At 48.1% G+C, this 16,786-nt stretch carries 20 protein-coding genes; 4 read left to right on the top strand and 16 right to left on the bottom strand.

Translation table 11 applies throughout. From position 1 onward, the window contains the following. The first annotated feature begins 173 nt into the window (after window positions 1–173). Both N530_RS0107315 and N530_RS0107310 read left to right on the top strand, forming a co-directional pair. Complete coding sequence (locus N530_RS0107315) at window positions 174–1,949, top strand: acyl-CoA dehydrogenase (RefSeq protein ID WP_026480167.1); 1,776 nt, start codon at window positions 174–176, stop codon at window positions 1,947–1,949. Between the two features lie 8 nt (window positions 1,950–1,957). Continuing rightward, window positions 1,958–2,707 (top strand): crotonase/enoyl-CoA hydratase family protein, encoded by a 750-nt coding sequence (locus tag N530_RS0107310; protein WP_026480166.1) that lies wholly within the window; start codon window positions 1,958–1,960, stop codon window positions 2,705–2,707. A 14-nt stretch (window positions 2,708–2,721) separates the two neighbouring features. Here the strand turns inward: N530_RS0107310 and N530_RS0107305 are convergent, their stop codons facing one another. From N530_RS0107305 to N530_RS18575, 13 genes are all read right to left on the bottom strand, one after another. Continuing rightward, window positions 2,722–3,051, bottom strand: coding sequence for a multidrug efflux SMR transporter (locus N530_RS0107305; protein WP_026480165.1), 330 nt, complete (start codon window positions 3,049–3,051; stop codon window positions 2,722–2,724). Window positions 3,052–3,054: 3 nt separating this feature from the next. Continuing rightward, a complete protein-coding gene (locus tag N530_RS0107300) occupies window positions 3,055–4,296 on the bottom strand; it encodes a class I SAM-dependent RNA methyltransferase (RefSeq protein WP_026480164.1) in 1,242 nt (413 codons plus the stop codon). Then, window positions 4,289–5,047, bottom strand: a complete 759-nt coding sequence (locus N530_RS0107295; RefSeq protein ID WP_026480163.1) for a TlyA family RNA methyltransferase — start codon at window positions 5,045–5,047, stop codon at window positions 4,289–4,291. The genes N530_RS0107300 and N530_RS0107295 overlap by 8 nt, the downstream gene beginning before the upstream one ends. Window positions 5,048–5,257: 210 nt before the next feature. Next, window positions 5,258–5,632 (bottom strand): hypothetical protein, encoded by a 375-nt coding sequence (locus N530_RS0107290; RefSeq protein WP_026480162.1) that lies wholly within the window; start codon window positions 5,630–5,632, stop codon window positions 5,258–5,260. 127 nt (window positions 5,633–5,759) lie between these two features. Further along, window positions 5,760–6,014 (bottom strand): exodeoxyribonuclease VII small subunit, encoded by a 255-nt coding sequence (locus tag N530_RS0107285; protein ID WP_026480161.1) that lies wholly within the window; start codon window positions 6,012–6,014, stop codon window positions 5,760–5,762. Beyond that, the gene (locus N530_RS0107280) at window positions 6,015–6,944 is read right to left on the bottom strand and encodes a histone deacetylase family protein (RefSeq protein WP_026480160.1); all 930 of its coding nucleotides are present in this window, start codon (window positions 6,942–6,944) and stop codon (window positions 6,015–6,017) included. A gap of 124 nt (window positions 6,945–7,068) precedes the next feature. Then, window positions 7,069–8,166 (bottom strand): 3,4-dihydroxy-2-butanone-4-phosphate synthase, encoded by a 1,098-nt coding sequence (gene ribB, locus N530_RS0107275; protein WP_026480159.1) that lies wholly within the window; start codon window positions 8,164–8,166, stop codon window positions 7,069–7,071. 1 nt (window position 8,167) lies between these two features. After that, window positions 8,168–8,779 (bottom strand): LysE family translocator, encoded by a 612-nt coding sequence (locus tag N530_RS0107270; RefSeq protein ID WP_026480158.1) that lies wholly within the window; start codon window positions 8,777–8,779, stop codon window positions 8,168–8,170. 8 nt (window positions 8,780–8,787) lie between these two features. Beyond that, on the bottom strand, window positions 8,788–9,882 hold the full coding sequence (aroC, locus tag N530_RS0107265; RefSeq protein WP_026480157.1) for a chorismate synthase: 1,095 nt from the start codon (window positions 9,880–9,882) through the stop codon (window positions 8,788–8,790). A gap of 3 nt (window positions 9,883–9,885) precedes the next feature. Continuing rightward, window positions 9,886–10,497 (bottom strand): histidine phosphatase family protein, encoded by a 612-nt coding sequence (locus N530_RS17615; protein ID WP_035266594.1) that lies wholly within the window; start codon window positions 10,495–10,497, stop codon window positions 9,886–9,888. Between the two features lie 27 nt (window positions 10,498–10,524). Beyond that, window positions 10,525–11,337: an enoyl-ACP reductase FabI gene (fabI, locus tag N530_RS0107255; RefSeq protein ID WP_018689401.1), complete on the bottom strand. Its 813-nt coding sequence runs from the start codon at window positions 11,335–11,337 to the stop codon at window positions 10,525–10,527. 88 nt (window positions 11,338–11,425) lie between these two features. Continuing rightward, window positions 11,426–12,346, bottom strand: coding sequence for a DnaJ C-terminal domain-containing protein (locus N530_RS0107250; protein ID WP_026480156.1), 921 nt, complete (start codon window positions 12,344–12,346; stop codon window positions 11,426–11,428). Window positions 12,347–12,431: 85 nt separating this feature from the next. Continuing rightward, complete coding sequence (locus N530_RS18575) at window positions 12,432–12,926, bottom strand: RT0821/Lpp0805 family surface protein (protein ID WP_051540811.1); 495 nt, start codon at window positions 12,924–12,926, stop codon at window positions 12,432–12,434. 36 nt (window positions 12,927–12,962) lie between these two features. Here N530_RS18575 and pdxH point away from each other — a divergent pair, with 36 nt between their 5' ends. Beyond that, on the top strand, window positions 12,963–13,583 hold the full coding sequence (gene pdxH / locus N530_RS0107240; RefSeq protein WP_026480155.1) for a pyridoxamine 5'-phosphate oxidase: 621 nt from the start codon (window positions 12,963–12,965) through the stop codon (window positions 13,581–13,583). 185 nt (window positions 13,584–13,768) lie between these two features. Then, window positions 13,769–14,323, top strand: a complete 555-nt coding sequence (locus N530_RS0107235) for a hypothetical protein (RefSeq protein WP_026480154.1) — start codon at window positions 13,769–13,771, stop codon at window positions 14,321–14,323. Here the strand turns inward: N530_RS0107235 and N530_RS0107230 are convergent. From N530_RS0107230 to N530_RS0107220, 3 genes are all read right to left on the bottom strand, one after another. Further along, window positions 14,320–15,081 carry an ABC transporter permease gene (locus N530_RS0107230; protein ID WP_026480153.1) on the bottom strand — a complete coding sequence of 254 codons (762 nt, stop codon included), beginning with the start codon at window positions 15,079–15,081 and terminating at the stop codon, window positions 14,320–14,322. The genes N530_RS0107235 and N530_RS0107230 overlap by 4 nt on opposite strands. Next, a complete protein-coding gene (locus tag N530_RS0107225; protein WP_026480152.1) occupies window positions 15,078–16,016 on the bottom strand; it encodes an ABC transporter ATP-binding protein in 939 nt (312 codons plus the stop codon). The genes N530_RS0107230 and N530_RS0107225 overlap by 4 nt, the downstream gene beginning before the upstream one ends. A 158-nt stretch (window positions 16,017–16,174) precedes the next feature. After that, window positions 16,175–16,762 (bottom strand): NAD(P)H-dependent oxidoreductase, encoded by a 588-nt coding sequence (locus N530_RS0107220; protein ID WP_035266591.1) that lies wholly within the window; start codon window positions 16,760–16,762, stop codon window positions 16,175–16,177. Between the last annotated feature and the right edge of the window lie 24 nt (window positions 16,763–16,786).

Here is a 16,786-nt window from a genome sequence, read left to right as displayed (position 1 = left end):
GGTTAACAAACATATAATGCTAAGGGGTTATCGGGTGCCGCTAAAGCCACACTTTGTTGAACTCGACTGAATTCTTAGATGAGAACACTTGGATAAAATGTTGTAATATGCGATTGGATAATTGACGTTTACGTAAAAAGCAGTTAGCGAATTCTGAGTGGAGGAGAAAGCCAATGTATCGTGCACCCGTTGATGAAATAGCGCATGCGATTAAACATGTTGCAGGTCTGTCCAACGCGATTGAAAGCGGACAAGCTGGTGAGCTTAGCGAAGATCTTGTTGATGCTATTCTAGAAGAAGCTGGAAAGTTCGCGACTGATCAGATCGCGCCATTATTGATGGTTGGTGATCAGCATGGCTCTAAGCTGGCTAATGACGCTGTTACCACGCCGCCAGGTTGGAAAGAACTGTACCAGAGCTGGATCGCCGGTGGCTGGAATGCGCTTTCTGGCCCTGAGGAATATGGTGGGCAAAATCTGCCGTCCACACTTGCTATGGCTGCAACTGAAATGTGGAACTCCGGTTCCATGGCTTTTGGTCTTTGTCCAATGTTGACGATGGGGGCAATTGAGGCTTTTGAAGCGCATGCGAGCGATGAATTAAAAGCTGTTTATTTTGAAAAGCTGATATCGGGTGAGTGGACAGGTTCAATGAACCTGACAGAGCCGCAAGCAGGATCAGATCTTGCAGCGCTTAAATCACGTGCAGAGCCGCAAGGTGATGGTACTTACCGGATATTTGGGCAGAAAATATTTATCACCTATGGTGAGCACGATATGACCGATAATATCGTGCATCTTGTTTTGGCGCGTCTGCCCGATGCGCCTGCTGGAACGCGCGGTATCTCGCTCTTTGCCGTGCCTAAGTTCTTGGTCAATGATGATGGCTCATTAGGCGAACGCAATGACGCATTTTGCAGTGGCCTTGAACATAAATTAGGTGTTCATGCCTCGCCGACATGCACAATGATTTATGGTGACGGAAAATTTGGCGACAAGCCCGGCGCCATAGGTTGGTTGATCGGTGAAGAAAATCGCGGCTTAAATTGCATGTTCACAATGATGAACAATGCGCGCCTTGCTGTTGGCGTGCAGGGTGTTGCGATTGCAGAGGCGGCTACGCAAAAGGCGATAGCTTTCGCCAATGAGCGCAAGCAAGGTAAAGCGCCGTCATGGGATGGTGAAGGCATGGCGCCAATCGTTTTCCATCCTGATATTCAGCGCAATCTTTTGACTATGAAATCGCTGACACAAGCCGCGCGCGCCATTTGCTATTCGTGTGCGCATGCGCTTGATTTGGCAAAAATTGGCTCAGACGAAGACAAGAAGTTTTGGTCAGAACGCGCAAGTTTATTGACGCCGATTGCCAAAGCATATTCGACTGATATTGGCTCAGAGGTCGCGTCGATTGGCGTACAAGTGCATGGCGGCATGGGCTTTATCGAAGAAACCGGCGCTGCAATCTTCATGCGTGATGCACGTATTGCGCAAATTTATGAAGGCACGAACGGCATTCAAGCCATTGACCTTGTTCAGCGAAAATTGCCTCTTTCTGAAGGGCAATGTGTTTCAGCATATTTTGACGAACTTGATGGCACTTTAGAACAACTACGTGCTTCTAACGAACCTGCCTTTGGTAATTCAATGGCTGTTTTGTCAGAGGCAATGGAAGCGCTAAAATCTGCAACAAATTGGCTAAACACAAAGTCCAAGGCTGGTGAAACTCAGCATGTGCTAGCGGCCGCGACACCCTATCAAACATTGTTTGGTTTGGTTGCAGGCGGCATCTATCTTGCTAAGTCGGCGCTTGCAGTGCCAGATGCAAAAGATCGCGCAGCGCTTTGTCGGTTCTTTGCGGAAAACCATGCAAACGGTGCTGCCGCACTTAAAAACCGCGTAGAGCAGGGCGCTGACAGTTTTGAAGCAGCAGCTGCTTCACTTGTAGATTGAGGATTATTATGAGCGACCACATATTAGTATCGACACAAGGTGCGGTGCAGACAATTCGCTTTAATCGGCCAGACAAAAAGAACGCCATTACCCGCGACATGTATGCGCAAATGACGGCGGCCTTATCATCTGGTGAAGCGGATGATGCGATACGGTGCCATGTTATATTGGGAACACCCGGCGCTTTTTCTTCTGGTAATGATCTGCAAGACTTTATGGCATTTGCTGCATCGGGCGATATGGGAACAGAAGTTTTCGACTTCCTGAATTGCATGGCAAGCTTGAAAAAACCTTTTGTTTCCGGTGTCGATGGACTGGCGATTGGCATTGGCACGACAATCCATATGCATTGCGATTTAACTTTTGCGACGCCGCAATCGGTTTTCAAAACACCCTTTGTGGATTTGGGATTGGTGCCTGAGGCGGCCTCCAGCCTGCTTGCGCCTGTGATTATGGGGCATCAACGTGCCTACGCATTATTGGCTATGGGCGAAGCGCTTAAAGCACAACAAGCGCTGGATGCTGGCTTGATTTATAAGGTTGTTGAGGCCGATGTTTTAGAAAGCACCGTTGCGGAAACAGCTGAGAAGCTTGCCGCGCGTGCACCGCAAGCCATGGCTCATGCCAAGCGGCTTATGCGGCCAGACGTTGAAACCGTCAAAGCGCGGATTTTAGAAGAAGGCAAACTGTTTGCTGCGCAGCTTAAATCACAAGAAGCGCAGACTGCTTTCATGGCTTTCATGACCCGCAAAAAATAGCTTTGTCGCCGAATTTAGTGTGCGGTTGTGTTTGAAAAAACATTGAGCACAATCACACCGATTACGATGAGACTAATGCCAATTATTCCGGCTATATCGAGCTTTTGGCCAAAGGCGACGAGGCCAATAAGCGCAATAATTGCGACACCTGCACCGGACCAAATCGCATAGGCAATACCGACCGGAACGGTTTTTAATACAAGCGCAAGAAAATAAAATGCGACACCATAGCCAATCACGGCGATAACGCTCGACCCTAGATTGGTAAATCCGTTTGAAGCTTTCAGCGCAGTTGTGCCGATAATCTCTCCCGTGATCGCTATCGCTAAATAAAGCCAGTGCATGAATTATCCTTTTCCGCGAACAAGCAGAGCAACCGCCTCAACATGTGGAGACCATAAAAACTGGTCCAGCGGCGTGACAGATTGCAAAGTGTAGCCGCCATCAATTAAGATGCGAAGATCGCGCGCCAGCGTCGTCGGATTGCACGAGACGGCCGCGATACGCTTAACTTTTGATTTTGCCAGCTCTTTGGCTTGCATTTCAGCGCCAGCCCGCGGCGGGTCAAACACAGCGCCTTGCGTTTTCATCAATTCCAATTCTTTGGCCATGAATGGACGGTGATGCAGGTCGCGCTTTTCTGTTTTGAGCGGCTTTAAACCTTTGCCCGCAGCCTCGCGCCATGCGCGATCAAGCGCATTGAGAGCCGCCGCTTCTCCTTCTGCTGCAACGACAGAGCCGATGCGCGCCAGCGGAAGCGTGAATGTGCCGCTACCGGAAAAGATGTCTGCAATGCGTTTGCACTTTGATAAATGGTCACAGACGAGCTGAACCATAACGTCTTCAATCGTTTGTACCGCTTGCACAAATCCGCCCGCTGGCGGTGCAACATCAAAGCCTGAAAGGCTCAGCATTGGCCGGTTATTCTCAATAATTGTTTCACCATTGACTGTAACGCGTGCTAATTTTGTTTTCACAGCGAATGCACTTATGGCGCGGCGGTCATTGTCTTTCAGTTTGTAATCGCCCGAAATGCTCACATCAAAGCCCGTTCTGGTATCAAGAACTGTAAAGCTTGCTGTTTTGCCGCGCGGCTGAAAGGTTTTTGCCAGTTGGCCAATGGTTTGGGTCGCGCCCGCCAAACGTTCTGTGATGACGTGGCATTCTTCGATCGCGACGACATGGTTTGACCCAGCGCGCTGAAATCCAACATCAACACCTTCATCTTTCACGACTACTGAAAAAACAGCGCGGCGACGAGAATTTGGTTCGCAAGTGACCATTGGCTGAAGGTCAATATGAATGCCTTCCTGTGAGAGCGCATCTGAAACCAATGACGCTTTCCATGCGCTATAGGCAGCCATATCCAAGTGCTGCATCTTGCAGCCACCACAATCGCCAAAATGCTTGCAGACTGGTGTGACATGCAAATCGCTTTTGATCTGCCATGTGCGAACAGAAGCACGACCTTTTTCGACATTGGCTTCGACCACGTCGCCCGGCAATGCACCCGGTACAAAAACACCATTGGCAGCGATGCCGTCGCCAAGCGCGCCAAGCGATTTTACTTCAAGTGTCTGACTAGCCATCTTTTCGTCCTGTCAAAAGATATTCCTGATTGCCATCGCCGCCAGCGATCGGCGATGCGATGATGCCGGTGGTGCGCCAACCTTGTAGCGAACCAAGCCAAGCTTCCAAATCCTTAGATGCTGCTTCGCCCAGTTCAGGCGTAACGATGCCGCCCCTGCCAACATTTTCGCGCCCAACCTCAAATTGCGGTTTGACCAAAAGAATACAAAGCGCACCAGCTGCTGCTAATTCAAGGGCAGGCGGCAAAGCAAGTTTGAGTGAGATGAAGCTCACATCTGAAACGATGATGTCTGGTAAATGATCGCCAAGATGTTGTTCTTCAAGATCACGGGCATTGAGGCCTTCAAAAACAGTGACGCGCTCATCAGCTCTTAAAGTCTCATCTAGTTGATCATGGCCGACATCAAGCGCAATCACGTGCGCTGCACCACGTTCGAGCAATACTTGCGTAAATCCACCGGTCGATGCGCCAACATCAAGACAATTCTTGTCAGCTGGATCAATTTTAAAGTGATCTAACGCTGCAACCAGTTTCATAGCTGCGCGCGATACATAATGTTGGGCTGGATCATCAATACGAATGTCAGCCTTTGGGTGAACGAGCACCGAGGCTTTTTTCGCGAGCTTTCCATCAACAAAGATGGTGCCGCGTTTAATTGCATCAAGCGCGCGACTGCGACTTGTGAAGTGTTTCAATTCGACAAGCAGGTTGTCGAGCCGGATATGATCTGTGGTGTCTGTATATGCCATAAGCGACTAGTGTTCCGTATCCGACATTCGATTCCCTTTGCAGCACGCTCCAAACGAATGTCGGATGCGAAAAGAACACTAGCAATTATATGATTCTAGTGTGGTTTCGGATTTAACATTTGGCTATGCGCCCTGCCTGAAGTGGGAACCAAATGTTAAATCCACCACACTAGTGGCAGACGCTGCTAGTCGATGGCAAGTAAATTACGCTCAGTTTTGAATTATGATACCATCATAAACGATACGCACGGAACGTGGCTCATAGCTGGCATAAACAAAATCACCGTTTTTTTGTTGCTCGGGAAGAAAGCTAATCGGCTTGATAAGCTTCATGCCTTCTTGTTCAAGCGTGTCAGTGATACGTTGTTGCTTGATATCTTTTGATGTCACAAACATAGGCGCTTCATGCGGCTCAAATCCAGAGCGCAATTCGCCTAGCTTTTCAGCGACATGTGTCGCAATTTTTCGTGCGAGCGTTTCGTCATATTTAGGTTCAGCCTTGGCTGCTGTGCTACATAGTACAGCAATCGTCAAAGCGCCCAAAATTGACAATCCGACGCTTTTAGTCGCGCTCTTGAAAGTCATTATACCAATCCCCTTACTCGAGGATTGGTCTACATGGCTCAGGTTATTTTCACGCAAAGAAACGGGGCTAAAAAAATCTGAAAACTTTCGGTTATCAGAAGCCTAACAGCGCCCGTGAATAAACATTTTAGCCGTCAAGAGGTTCGGTGCCATTGGCTTGCCCATCGCGGCCAGCTTTGATTTTTTCGATTTTCATTTCAGCAGATTTGAGAAGCGCATCACAGCGGTTGCGCAAAGCTTCGCCGCGCTCATAAATCGTAATGCTTTCTTCAAGTTCCACATCGCCGCGTTCTAAGCGGTCAACAATGCCTTCAAGCTCTTTCAGTGCACGTTCAAAGGAAAGTGTAGAAGGGTCTATAGTTTGTTGTTGTTGGTCGCTCATTTAGCCTCGCATCATTCTGTGTATGTGGGCAGCGCCAGAGACAGCTAACCCTTCTAAATCATATCCGCCTTCCAGAACACTGATAAGGCGATTGGAGCAAAATCGGTCGGCGAGCTCCATCATGCGCCCTGTTGCCCAATCAAAGTCTTCATCGTCAAGATTAAGCTGCGCAAGCGGATCGCGGTAATGGGCATCAAAGCCTGCGGAAATGATAATGAGGTCCGGTTCAAAGTTTTGCACCGCAGGCATAACGCGATCTTTGAAAGCTGCTCGAAACTTATCACCGCCATCGCCAGCATTAAGCGGCGCATTACAGATTGTGTTCTTTGAGCCGGTTTCGCCTTTTGCGCCAGTGCCGGGATAGAGCGGCATTTGGTGGGTAGAGCAGTAAAGAACTGTCGGATCGTCCCAGAATATATCTTGTGTACCGTTGCCGTGGTGAACATCCCAATCAATGATCGCTACACGTTCGACGTCGTGCTTTTTCTGAGCGTGACGTGCGGCAATAGCAACATTGTTAAACAGGCAAAAACCCATAGCAGTGTTTTTTTCTGCGTGGTGGCCAGGTGGGCGCGATGCAACAAACACATTGTCAGCAGTGCCAGAAAAAACATCATCCACAGCTGCCATGGACGCACCAACACCGTGCATTGCAGCGTTAAGGCTTTGAGGGCCAACAACGGTATCGGCATCAATGCGGGCAATACCTTCTTCAGGTATCTGAGCTTTTACACGCAGCAAAAATTCCTCAGGGTGCGCCAGAAGTATTGCACTTTCATCAGCGATGGGCGCTTGTTGGCGATCTAATGTGCCGAATTGTTCGGCCGTTAGTGCCGTTTCAAGCGCACGCAAACGATCCACGCGCTCGGGATGACCGGGCGGCGTGACGTGTTCTTTGAAAATGTCGTGCTCATAATAACGCGTAACCATAATTGCTACATAGCGTATTTTTAGCGCGAGGGAACCAGTTCGTTAAACTCTTTCCACCGCTCTCTACTAAGCAATCACGCATCACTCTCATTCTGGTTAAATGATCGATGCGTAGCAGGCGTCACTAGCTATCCATGATTTCTGTAGAAGAAATTTCAATGCCAAAACCTTCAAGGCCGATATAGCGGCGCTCGCGTGATGAATAGAGCTTGATTGAGGTGACACCTAAATCCTTGAGGATTTGAGCACCCAAACCGATTTCACGCCATTCGCTTTCGCGCTCTTGTGCTTCCGCGTGGTCTTCGCCATGTGGGCGTCCACCGCCTGTTGCAACGCCAACGGAGCCTTCACGTAGATAGACAATAACGCCGCGTCCATATTTCTCAACCATGGACTGAAGCTGTTCAACCGGTTCGCGCTTTTTGCCAAAAACATCATCGACAACGCTTTCAAGGTGCAAGCGGACCGGAATATCGCGACCATCACGAACATCACCTGCAACAATGGCAAGGTGCTGCATCGGGTCCCAAGGCAATCTATAGGTGCGTGCAACGGCTTTGCCAGCAGCGGTTTCGACAATTTCTTCTTCAATATGTTCGATGAGTTTTTCTTTGCGCTGACGATAGGCAATCAGATCAGCAACAGAAACCTCCAAGAAGCCATGTTCTTTAGCAAAGGCAGAAACCTGTGGCCCGCGCATAACGCTGCCATCATCATTTACCAGCTCCGAGATCACACCAACGGTAGGCAATCCTGCAAGTTTGCACAGATCAACCGCAGCTTCCGTATGGCCTGAACGCATCAAAACGCCGCCTTCGCGGGCAACGAGCGGGAACACATGACCGGGCCTGCTAAAATCATCCGCGCCAGCATTTGGGTTGGCAAGATTGCGAACACTAAGCGTTCTGTCGTCGGCAGAAATGCCTGTTGTCGTGCCGTGTTTATAGTCCACAGATACGGTGAAGGCAGTGCCTTTCGCATCGGTGTTATCAGCCACCATCGGTTGAAGGTTTAGCCGTTTGGCATCTTGCACTGTCATTGGCGCGCAAATGATGCCGGATGTATGACGCACCATAAGTGCCATGATTTCCGGTGTTGTATGAACCGCAGCGCAGATCAAATCACCTTCATTCTCGCGGCCGTCATCATCCATGACGACAACCACTTCACCGCGTTCGAAAGCACGAATAGCTTCGACAACTTTTGCTTGATCATAAGGCATTTTATCGCTCCGAAAGGGCAAGACGTAAGCCGAGAAGCGCGAACACTCCGGCAAAACTGCGTTTAAGCCAAATTGTAACTTTTGGCCTGCTGATTACATAATCTCGTGCAAGAGACGCAAGGCCACCATAAAGCACAAAGACGAGAAAGGTCATTGCCATGAAACTTGAAGCAAGCACCAGCATAGATAGTGTTGGGTTGTTCGTTTCGCTTGATACGAATTGAGGTAAAAAAGCGAGAAAGAAGATGGAAAGCTTTGGGTTCAGTGCATTGATAGCAATTGCATCACGAACAATAAGCCAGTTAGATCGCTGCTCACTGTTTTCTTCCAAATCAAGGGGGCTGCCATCACGCACAATGCTCCAAGCCATATATAAAAGATATATAACGCCGAGATATTTGATAATTGAAAAGGCAATCGCACTTGTATGTAACAATGCTGCAAGCCCAACGACGCTTGCAAAAACACTTGGGATTATACCGAGCGTGCATCCGAAAGCTGCCATAATGGATGAGCGAAACCCGCGTCCTAAACCGATTGCCATTGTGTAGATGACGCCAGTACCGGGCAGGAGAATAACAATCAGCGAAGTGATTAAAAACTCAAGGCTCATTACTGCTCCTAAATTCGACCGGTTTGACCGCGGTGACGTAAATAATGATCTGCTATCGCACAGGCAACCATTGCTTCGCCAATAGGCACTGCGCGAATACCAACGCATGGGTCATGGCGGCCTTTGGTGACAACGTCGACTTCTTCGCCGTCGGCGTTAATAGATTTAGTTGGCGTGAGCATGGATGATGTCGGTTTAATTGCAAAGCGCGACACAACAGCTTCACCCGTTGAAATGCCGCCTAGAATACCGCCTGCGTGGTTGGATAAAAATACTGGTTTTCCGTCTTTACCCATGCGCATTTCATCGGCGTTTTCAGGGCCCGTGATACGTGCAGCTTCAAAGCCGTTGCCGATTTCAACGCCTTTAACAGCATTTATGCTCATCAAATATGACGCTATATCTTGATCCAGTTTGGAGTAGACAGGCGCACCCAAACCTGCAGGAACACCTTCTGCAATAATTTCGATTACAGCACCAACGGAAGAACCTTGTTTGCGGATACCATCAAGATAATCTGCAAAACGATCCACCGAGCTGGCATCGGGCGAGAAAAACGGGTTCTGATCGATTTGATCCCAATCCCAATTGTCGCGGTTGATTTCTTCGGTGCCCATAGCAACCATTGCACCGCGCACAATCATGCCCGGTACGACTTTACGTGCAATCGCGCCAGCAGCAACACGGGCAGCCGTTTCACGCGCAGATGAACGCCCACCGCCGCGATAATCGCGAATGCCGTATTTTACGTCATAGGTGTAATCGGCATGGCCGGGGCGGTAGCGCTTGGCAATGTCTGAATAGTCTTTGGAGCGCTGATCGGTATTCTCGATCATCATCGAAATCGGAGTACCAGTCGTAACAAGGGTTACGCCGTCATCTTTTGGCAAAACGCCTGACAGAACTTTTACTTCGTCAGCTTCGCGGCGCTGCGTGGTAAATTTTGATTGCCCAGGCTTACGCTTATCAAGATAGGCCTGAACTTCGGCCACGGTAAACTCTATCCCCGGAGGGCAGCCATCAATGACGCACCCAAGCGCTGGGCCGTGGCTTTCGCCCCAAGTTGTAACGCGGAATAGATGGCCAAAACTATTATGTGACATGATCTAAGCCTCTGCTCCATCGTCTTTATCAAGCCAGCCGCCTTCATCGCCATCATAAAAATAAAGCTGGTCCTGTGGTGTGGCGCCGTGCGCGGTGTCATCAGGATTTGTATCTTCAATATAAACCCGCATTCCGCGAATGATGCCGCCATGTGTAACAATAACGGATGGTTGCTTGAGATTTTCAAGAACGGGGCGCATGCGCTCTGCAGCTGCGCGATATGACTCGCCATTTGGCGGCACATATTCCCATTTATTCTCATGGCGAAGCTTTGCTTGATCAGGCCATTTCGCATCAATATCGGAGAATGTATGCTTTTCCCAGTCACCAAATGTGACCTCGATAAGCCGTTCATCAATCGCATACCCTTCGCGGGGCAGGCCCATATTTTCTCGGATAAGCTCCATTGTCTCGCGTGTGCGAGACATAGGGCTACAAATGAACGCCCATTGAGATGGATCAATAAGGGCAGCCAGTGCTTTGCCATTGCCGGCCGCTTGGCTGCGGCCAAGATCATTGAGGTCAATATCAACTTGGCCTTGGAAGCGGCCTTCGCGGTTCCAATCCGTTTCGCCATGTCTAATCATGAAGAACGGATGTGGTGGGATTAACATGAGAAATGGCCTTATAAGTTCTAAGCGTTATGTTTTTTCAATGTCCGGTGCATCAACAGCTTTCATGCCAACAACATGATAGCCGCTATCAACATGGTGACATTCGCCGGTCACTGCGCGCGAAAGATCTGAAAGCAAATAGAGCGTTGAATCGCCAACTTCGTCAATCGTCACTGTACGGCGTAGCGGAGAATTATATTCGTTCCATTTCAAAATATAACGGAAATCACCGATGCCAGATGCGGCAAGTGTTTTTACTGGACCAGCCGAAACCGCATTGACGCGAATGTTTTTAGGGCCAAGATCAACCGCAAGATAGCGAACACTTGCTTCAAGTGCTGCCTTTGCAACGCCCATTACATTATAGTGAGGCATCACGCGCTCTGAGCCATAATAGGTCAATGTGACAACAGAACCGCCATTGCTCATCAATGGCTCTGCGCGTTTGACGAGACGTGTAAGCGAATAGACGGAAATATCCATCGTCATCATGAAATTGCTATGTGACGTGTCTACATAGCGGCCTGTAAGTTCGTTTTTGTCGGAAAAGCCAACGGCATGAACCAAAAAGTCCAAACGGCCCCAAGTCTTTTCCAAATGGCTAAAGACAGCCTCAACACTATCAACATCGGTCACATCGAGATGGCCAGCGAGCATCGCGCCAAGCTCTTCAGCTAGCGGCTCTACACGTTTCTTGATTGCGTCGCCTTGATAGGTCAGAGCAAGTTCAGCGCCTTGGTCGGCGCAAGCTTTCGCTATGCCCCATGCCATTGAACGGTTGTTCGCAAGGCCAATAATAAGGCCGCGCTTGCCTTTCATGATACCCGAGCCGATAGACATGCGGTTCTCCTGCTATGTCAATTGTTTAAGAATTGAGGAGCATATCGCATAGAGATTCCAAAGCATCAAGCAGGTTCAAGTATTTACGTTAAGGTTCCACCGTTTCATTGCGTCTATCGAATATAGTTTCGAGCGCTTTGCGGTCATTATCATCCATCAGGATGCGCAAAATTGCGATCAAATCACCGCTTCCATTGGCTTTTTTAGGCAAACCACGCCCTTTAAGGCGCATTGCAGTGCCAGAATTGGACCAAGGAGCAACTTTTAAGGCAATTTTGCCCTGAGGCGTTGCAACAGTGACTTTTCCACCCATAACTGCGGTTGCAAGAGGAACATCAACATCCATCACAACATGAGGGCCTTCAATTCGAACGCCATTTTCCGTTTTGAAAGCAACTTTCGCTAAAATGTCGCCGCGGTGCCCCGTTGGTGAAGCATGTCCTTGGCCTTTCAAGCGGATAACTTGACCATTTTCAACGCCAACGGGAATAGTCACAGCAACAGTGCGACCGTCCGGCAGTTTGAGCTTCGCTTTTCCATCATTCAGTATGTCGCTGGCAGTGACAGGAAGCGAAACTTCAATGTCTTTGCCTTTTTGTGGTTGGGCCTGGCGTTGACGTGGGCGTGCGCTACCAAATGGATCTGCGCCGCCAAAACCGCCACGCGCAGAGCCGCCGCCAAACATAGTTTTCAAAATATCTTCGGGGTCAAATCCTGCACCGCCAGATCCGCCGCGTTGACGGAACCCGCCAAATGGATCGCCGCCACCGCCAAAGCCGTGGGTTTCTCTGCCGTCACTATCTATTTCACCGCGATCAAACTGCTTGCGTTTGCTTTCATCGCCTAGAATTTCATAGGCCGAAGAGATTTCGCTAAAACGCTCTTTTGCTTTTGGGTCATCTTTATTGGCATCTGGGTGGTATTTTTTCGCAAGGGTACGGAAGGCGGATTTGATCTCGCCAGCTGTTGCGGTTTTTGACACACCTAGAACTGCGTATGGATCACGCATCGACAATTACTCGCTTTTTTGTAAACACTATGCATTCTATATGGAGGTAGTCCGCACAAAATTCCAGTGCATCTTACAAATCCAACTAACCAAGCGGTGCGAGTGAACGCGTCCACCAGCCCGATTTCTTATCAAGACAAACGGCACCTCGGTATAATGTTACCCCATCATAAGAGGTGCGTGTTGCATTAAAGCTGCGACAAGTTTGGCCAGATTCTTCGCGCTGTGCAATATTCGTAATGTTGCCAGAAGACCCTGTCGCTTCATTGGCCCAAGATAGACCTTCAGTTTTCACCTTCGACATGTCAGCAGCTGTCACAGCTAAACGTATTGTATCTTCGTCCAGTAGTTTATCGGATGTTGCGGCATCTGTTTGAGAGTCGATTTTGCTGAACGGATCGTTTGAAATGGTGGGCGTGCTGTCCGCGATGGAAATGGAGGACGTTGTAAGCGCATCGTCAATTGCATTGGTGCCAATAGCGCAGCCCGAGAGCATGATCACAACGCACAATATTGCCGCAGGTACAATCGAAACCTTGACCTTCGCCGACAATAGATCACATGTATGTGTGGATAGCATTACTCGCAATAACCCATAATAAGTCCAAGGTTAAGTATGACTGATACTAAGTTAACAAGTCGTGACATTTCAGAGGCAACCGATCCTTTTGTGACATTCCAAGAATGGTTGTCTGAGGCTGAAAAGTCTGAGCCAAATGATCCAAATGCGACAGCGCTTGCAAGTGTAGATGCTGATGGTTTGCCGAATGTGCGTATGGTTCTGCTCAAAGGATTTGATGAGCGCGGCTTCGTTTTCTATACCAATTTTGAAAGCCAAAAGGGTGAAGAAATCATTGGTCAGAAAAAGGCCGCGATGTGCTTTCATTGGAAAAGTTTGCGTAGGCAGGTGAGGGTGCGCGGCGAAATCGAGATTGTTACGGACCAAGAAGCCGACGATTATTATAAGTCGCGTGCGCGCGGCAGCCGCATCGGTGCATGGGCATCCAAGCAGTCACGTCCACTGGAGAGCCGATTTGCTCTTGAAAAAGAAGTCGCCAAATACACCGCCAAATTCGCCATTGGCGAAATTCCCCGTCCAGAATATTGGAGCGGTATTCGTATTATTCCGACCTATATTGAGTTTTGGAAAGACGGCATGTTCAGGCTTCATGACCGAATTATCTTTAGCCGTCAGGATGCAAATGCAGATTGGGATAAAACGCGTTTTTATCCATGATTCAACGTTCATCAAAGCCATGGTTAACGCTTCATAAACCCCACTATCTTAAGTTGACGATGAGCCTCTGAAGAGAAGCATGATGCGTGCTCATAACCGCTAAGCCTAACAATATGCGGTATGTTAAATAATCGACATTGATTTTGTCAGTCGGCCATCGTGCCGCACTGTCTGGGGAATCGTAGATGACCGCGAATAAAAAAGCAGAAACTGCAACGAAAGATGAAAAGAAAAAGGGTGGGCTGGGACCACTGCTTCATAAAGTTTTCAGCGTATCATCTGTCTTGAGCGCAACTGTTTTGTTTGCGGCAACTTTTGATGTCGGCCATATGGGCTTGGCACCGATGCTCGGATCACTCACCGCTATTCCGGTTGCAAGTTTTGCAATCTTTTCTATCGCAGCCATTTTCACAATGCCTAAGGCTGGAGCCAGCGCATCCGTTGGAAACAGTGAAGACGCTAGCGCTGCATTTACACAGTTTCAAAGCAAGACCGCATCACGCTTTGCCTCGCTTGAAAATACAATCGACATGATGAGCGGCAACGATAAAGAATCTCTCATCGAAGAGAACAAAAAACTCAAAGCTGAGCTTGATGCAATCCATCAGGCAGAACGTGATAAAGTTGATAGTGAAATTGAAGAACTTCGCAAACATAACGAGCAGCTTGAAGAAGAAATCAAGCAGTGGGCACGAAAGGCCGTTGAAAACGCGGTCAACGGCCAAGCGCAAGCAGCTTAACTTTTGATACGGTAGCCGGTTTTGAATATCCAATAAACAATGCCGGCACACAGGCTCAGGAATACCAAAATCATTGCGATTGAAATTCCTGGGCTCACATCTGAAATCTCATAAAAGCTCCACCGGAAACCGGAAACAAGATAAAGCACTGGATTGGCAAGCGTTACAGTTTGCCAAAACTCCGGCAACATTTTGATGGAATAAAAGCTTCCGCCCAGAAATGTCAGTGGCGTAATGATTAAAAGCGGCACGATCTGCAATTGATCAAAGCCATCAGCCCAAATTCCAATTATAAAGCCGAGCAGCGAAAATGTTGTTGCTGTGAGCACGAGGAAAAATAGCATCCAAAATGGGTGTGCAATTTTCAAATCCACGAATAATGTTGCTGTCAGCATGATGATTACGCCAAGGATCAGCGACTTGGTTGCTGCAGCGCCAACATAGCCGATCACAATTTCCAATGCTGAAACCGGCGCTGAAAGTATTTCATAAATCGTGCCGGTGAATTTCGGAAAATAAATGCCGAATGCTGCATTCGATACCGATTGTGTCAGCAAGGAGAGCATGACTAAGCCCGGCACGAGGAATGCACCATAAGAAATGCCATCAATATCGCCCATTTGACGGCCAATAGCAGCCCCGAACACAATGAAGTACAGTGATGTTGATATAACTGGCGAAACAATGGATTGGCCCATCGTGCGCCACATGCGGTTCATTTCAAATCTGTAAATTGAAGATATCGCGTGAATGTTCATGCTGCGTCCCTCACCAAGTTGACGAAAATATCTTCAAGCGAACTTTGCTTCGTTGAAATATCGGTCGTACGTATGTCCGCTTCGATAAGAGCTTTGAGCAGGCGCGTAATCCCCGGATGTTCTTGGTTGGCATTGTAAGAATAAGTAATCAATTTGCGATCATCAGACAAAGTCAGATCAAATGCCTGAAGCGAAGCAGGTAGCGTATCCAGCGGCTCGCTAATCTCAATAAGCATTTCCTTATGACCAAGCTTGCGCATGAGTTCTGAGGTTTGCTCCACCAGCAATATACGCCCTTTGGAAATAACGCCGATACGGTCCGCCATTTCTTCTGCTTCTTCAATATAGTGGGTGGTCAAAATGATGGTGACGCCGGTTTTCGAAAGCGCACGCATAACGTTCCACATATCTTTACGCAGTTCGACATCAACACCTGCTGTTGGCTCATCAAGGAATAAAATGTCTGGTTCGTGCGACAAAGCTTTGGCAATCAAAACGCGGCGCTTCATGCCGCCAGATAATTCGCGCAGCTTGTTATCTTTTTTGTCCCAAAGAGACAGGTCTTTCAGTATTTTTTCAATGATTGACTTATCACGCGGCTTGCCAAAAAGACCGCGCGTGAATGACACGGTATCAAACACAGTTTCAAAAGCATCGGTCGTTAGTTCTTGCGGAACAAGGCCAATCATTTTGCGTGTGTCGCGGTAATCTTTTAATGTATCGAAACCACCCACACTAATGTTACCGGATGTTGGTGTTATAATGCCACAAATGGTTGAAATAAGCGTTGTCTTACCTGCACCATTTGGGCCGAGAAGGGCAATGATCTCGCCTTTCTTAATTTGCAAGCTAACATCGTCTAGCGCTGTGAAGCCGTTGTCATATTTCTTGGTAATGTTTTTGATGTCGATCAGAATGTCGGCGTTATTGTTCATGCGTGTCCCCTTAGAGCTGCTTATTTAGGTGCTTGAGGCCACAAAACAATTACACAATATCTAAAAGCGGCAATTCTACTGACATTTAAAATCTTATGATGATTTGCCGTGTAAGCGCGGGCTGGTAAACTTCGTATGATCGAAGGTGAGTAATCGCGCTATTTTGCTGTGGCAGCTATCTTTTCAATTTTCGAAACCCATCGAGCTATATCCTTTGGCTTTGCATTACTTGCACCTGAAAAGTGAGTGAACCGAGAAGGCTTTAGCCCGACAAAGCCCAGAATTTGTTTCTTAAGTTGTTGAAATATAGCGTTGCGATAAAAAATATGTAGATACCAATTGGGCGTATCCGATGTGATTATCACGCGTGCGCTTCTCCCGCTCAGTAAAGGTTTTGGAAAAGTTCCGTCTTTCACACGTGTATCAAATGTTCGCCCGGGCAGGAATGCGCGATCAATTGCGCCTTTAAGTTTTGCGGGTAAGCCACCCCACCATAAAGGGGATGTTAAAACCATATGTTCGCTCCACTCAATATCTAAAAGAAGCTTTTCTAAAGATGGTTCAAGTGGTTTGGCTTTATTGAAACTGGAATGTCCAAAATCGCTGTCGAATTGAAAATCTCGCAGATGGGAAAGCCGTACTTCATGGCCTGCCGCACGAGCAGTTTTGGCATAAGTTTCTGCAAAGATTTTAGAAAGCGAACTCTCAGCTGGATGTCCGTTAAGAATGTATATGCGCTTTTTCATGATTATCCTCAAAAGTGACTGCGG

This window comes from Ahrensia sp. 13_GOM-1096m (genome assembly GCF_000620605.1).
GTDB classification, from domain to species: Bacteria; Pseudomonadota; Alphaproteobacteria; order Rhizobiales; family Rhizobiaceae; genus Ahrensia; species Ahrensia kielensis.
This window is presented reverse-complemented; position numbering and strand designations above follow the sequence as displayed.

Coding starts and splice junctions, on each gene's coding strand:
- N530_RS0107250 (WP_026480156.1), bottom strand. CDS start 12,346: ATGCGTGATCCATACGCAGTTCTAGGTGTGTCAAAAACCGCAACAGCT.
- N530_RS0107220 (WP_035266591.1), bottom strand. CDS start 16,762: ATGAAAAAGCGCATATACATTCTTAACGGACATCCAGCTGAGAGTTCG.
- ribB (WP_026480159.1), bottom strand. CDS start 8,166: ATGCCTTATGATCAAGCAAAAGTTGTCGAAGCTATTCGTGCTTTCGAA.
- pdxH (WP_026480155.1), top strand. CDS start 12,963: ATGACTGATACTAAGTTAACAAGTCGTGACATTTCAGAGGCAACCGAT.
- N530_RS0107235 (WP_026480154.1), top strand. CDS start 13,769: ATGACCGCGAATAAAAAAGCAGAAACTGCAACGAAAGATGAAAAGAAA.
- N530_RS0107315 (WP_026480167.1), top strand. CDS start 174: ATGTATCGTGCACCCGTTGATGAAATAGCGCATGCGATTAAACATGTT.
- N530_RS0107300 (WP_026480164.1), bottom strand. CDS start 4,296: ATGGCTAGTCAGACACTTGAAGTAAAATCGCTTGGCGCGCTTGGCGAC.
- N530_RS0107310 (WP_026480166.1), top strand. CDS start 1,958: ATGAGCGACCACATATTAGTATCGACACAAGGTGCGGTGCAGACAATT.
- N530_RS0107285 (WP_026480161.1), bottom strand. CDS start 6,014: ATGAGCGACCAACAACAACAAACTATAGACCCTTCTACACTTTCCTTT.
- N530_RS17615 (WP_035266594.1), bottom strand. CDS start 10,497: ATGTTAATCCCACCACATCCGTTCTTCATGATTAGACATGGCGAAACG.
- N530_RS0107295 (WP_026480163.1), bottom strand. CDS start 5,047: ATGGCATATACAGACACCACAGATCATATCCGGCTCGACAACCTGCTT.
- N530_RS0107305 (WP_026480165.1), bottom strand. CDS start 3,051: ATGCACTGGCTTTATTTAGCGATAGCGATCACGGGAGAGATTATCGGC.
- N530_RS0107280 (WP_026480160.1), bottom strand. CDS start 6,944: ATGGTTACGCGTTATTATGAGCACGACATTTTCAAAGAACACGTCACG.
- aroC (WP_026480157.1), bottom strand. CDS start 9,882: ATGTCACATAATAGTTTTGGCCATCTATTCCGCGTTACAACTTGGGGC.
- N530_RS0107270 (WP_026480158.1), bottom strand. CDS start 8,779: ATGAGCCTTGAGTTTTTAATCACTTCGCTGATTGTTATTCTCCTGCCC.
- fabI (WP_018689401.1), bottom strand. CDS start 11,337: ATGTCTATCGGCTCGGGTATCATGAAAGGCAAGCGCGGCCTTATTATT.
- N530_RS18575 (WP_051540811.1), bottom strand. CDS start 12,926: ATGCTATCCACACATACATGTGATCTATTGTCGGCGAAGGTCAAGGTT.
- N530_RS0107230 (WP_026480153.1), bottom strand. CDS start 15,081: ATGAACATTCACGCGATATCTTCAATTTACAGATTTGAAATGAACCGC.
- N530_RS0107225 (WP_026480152.1), bottom strand. CDS start 16,016: ATGAACAATAACGCCGACATTCTGATCGACATCAAAAACATTACCAAG.
- N530_RS0107290 (WP_026480162.1), bottom strand. CDS start 5,632: ATGACTTTCAAGAGCGCGACTAAAAGCGTCGGATTGTCAATTTTGGGC.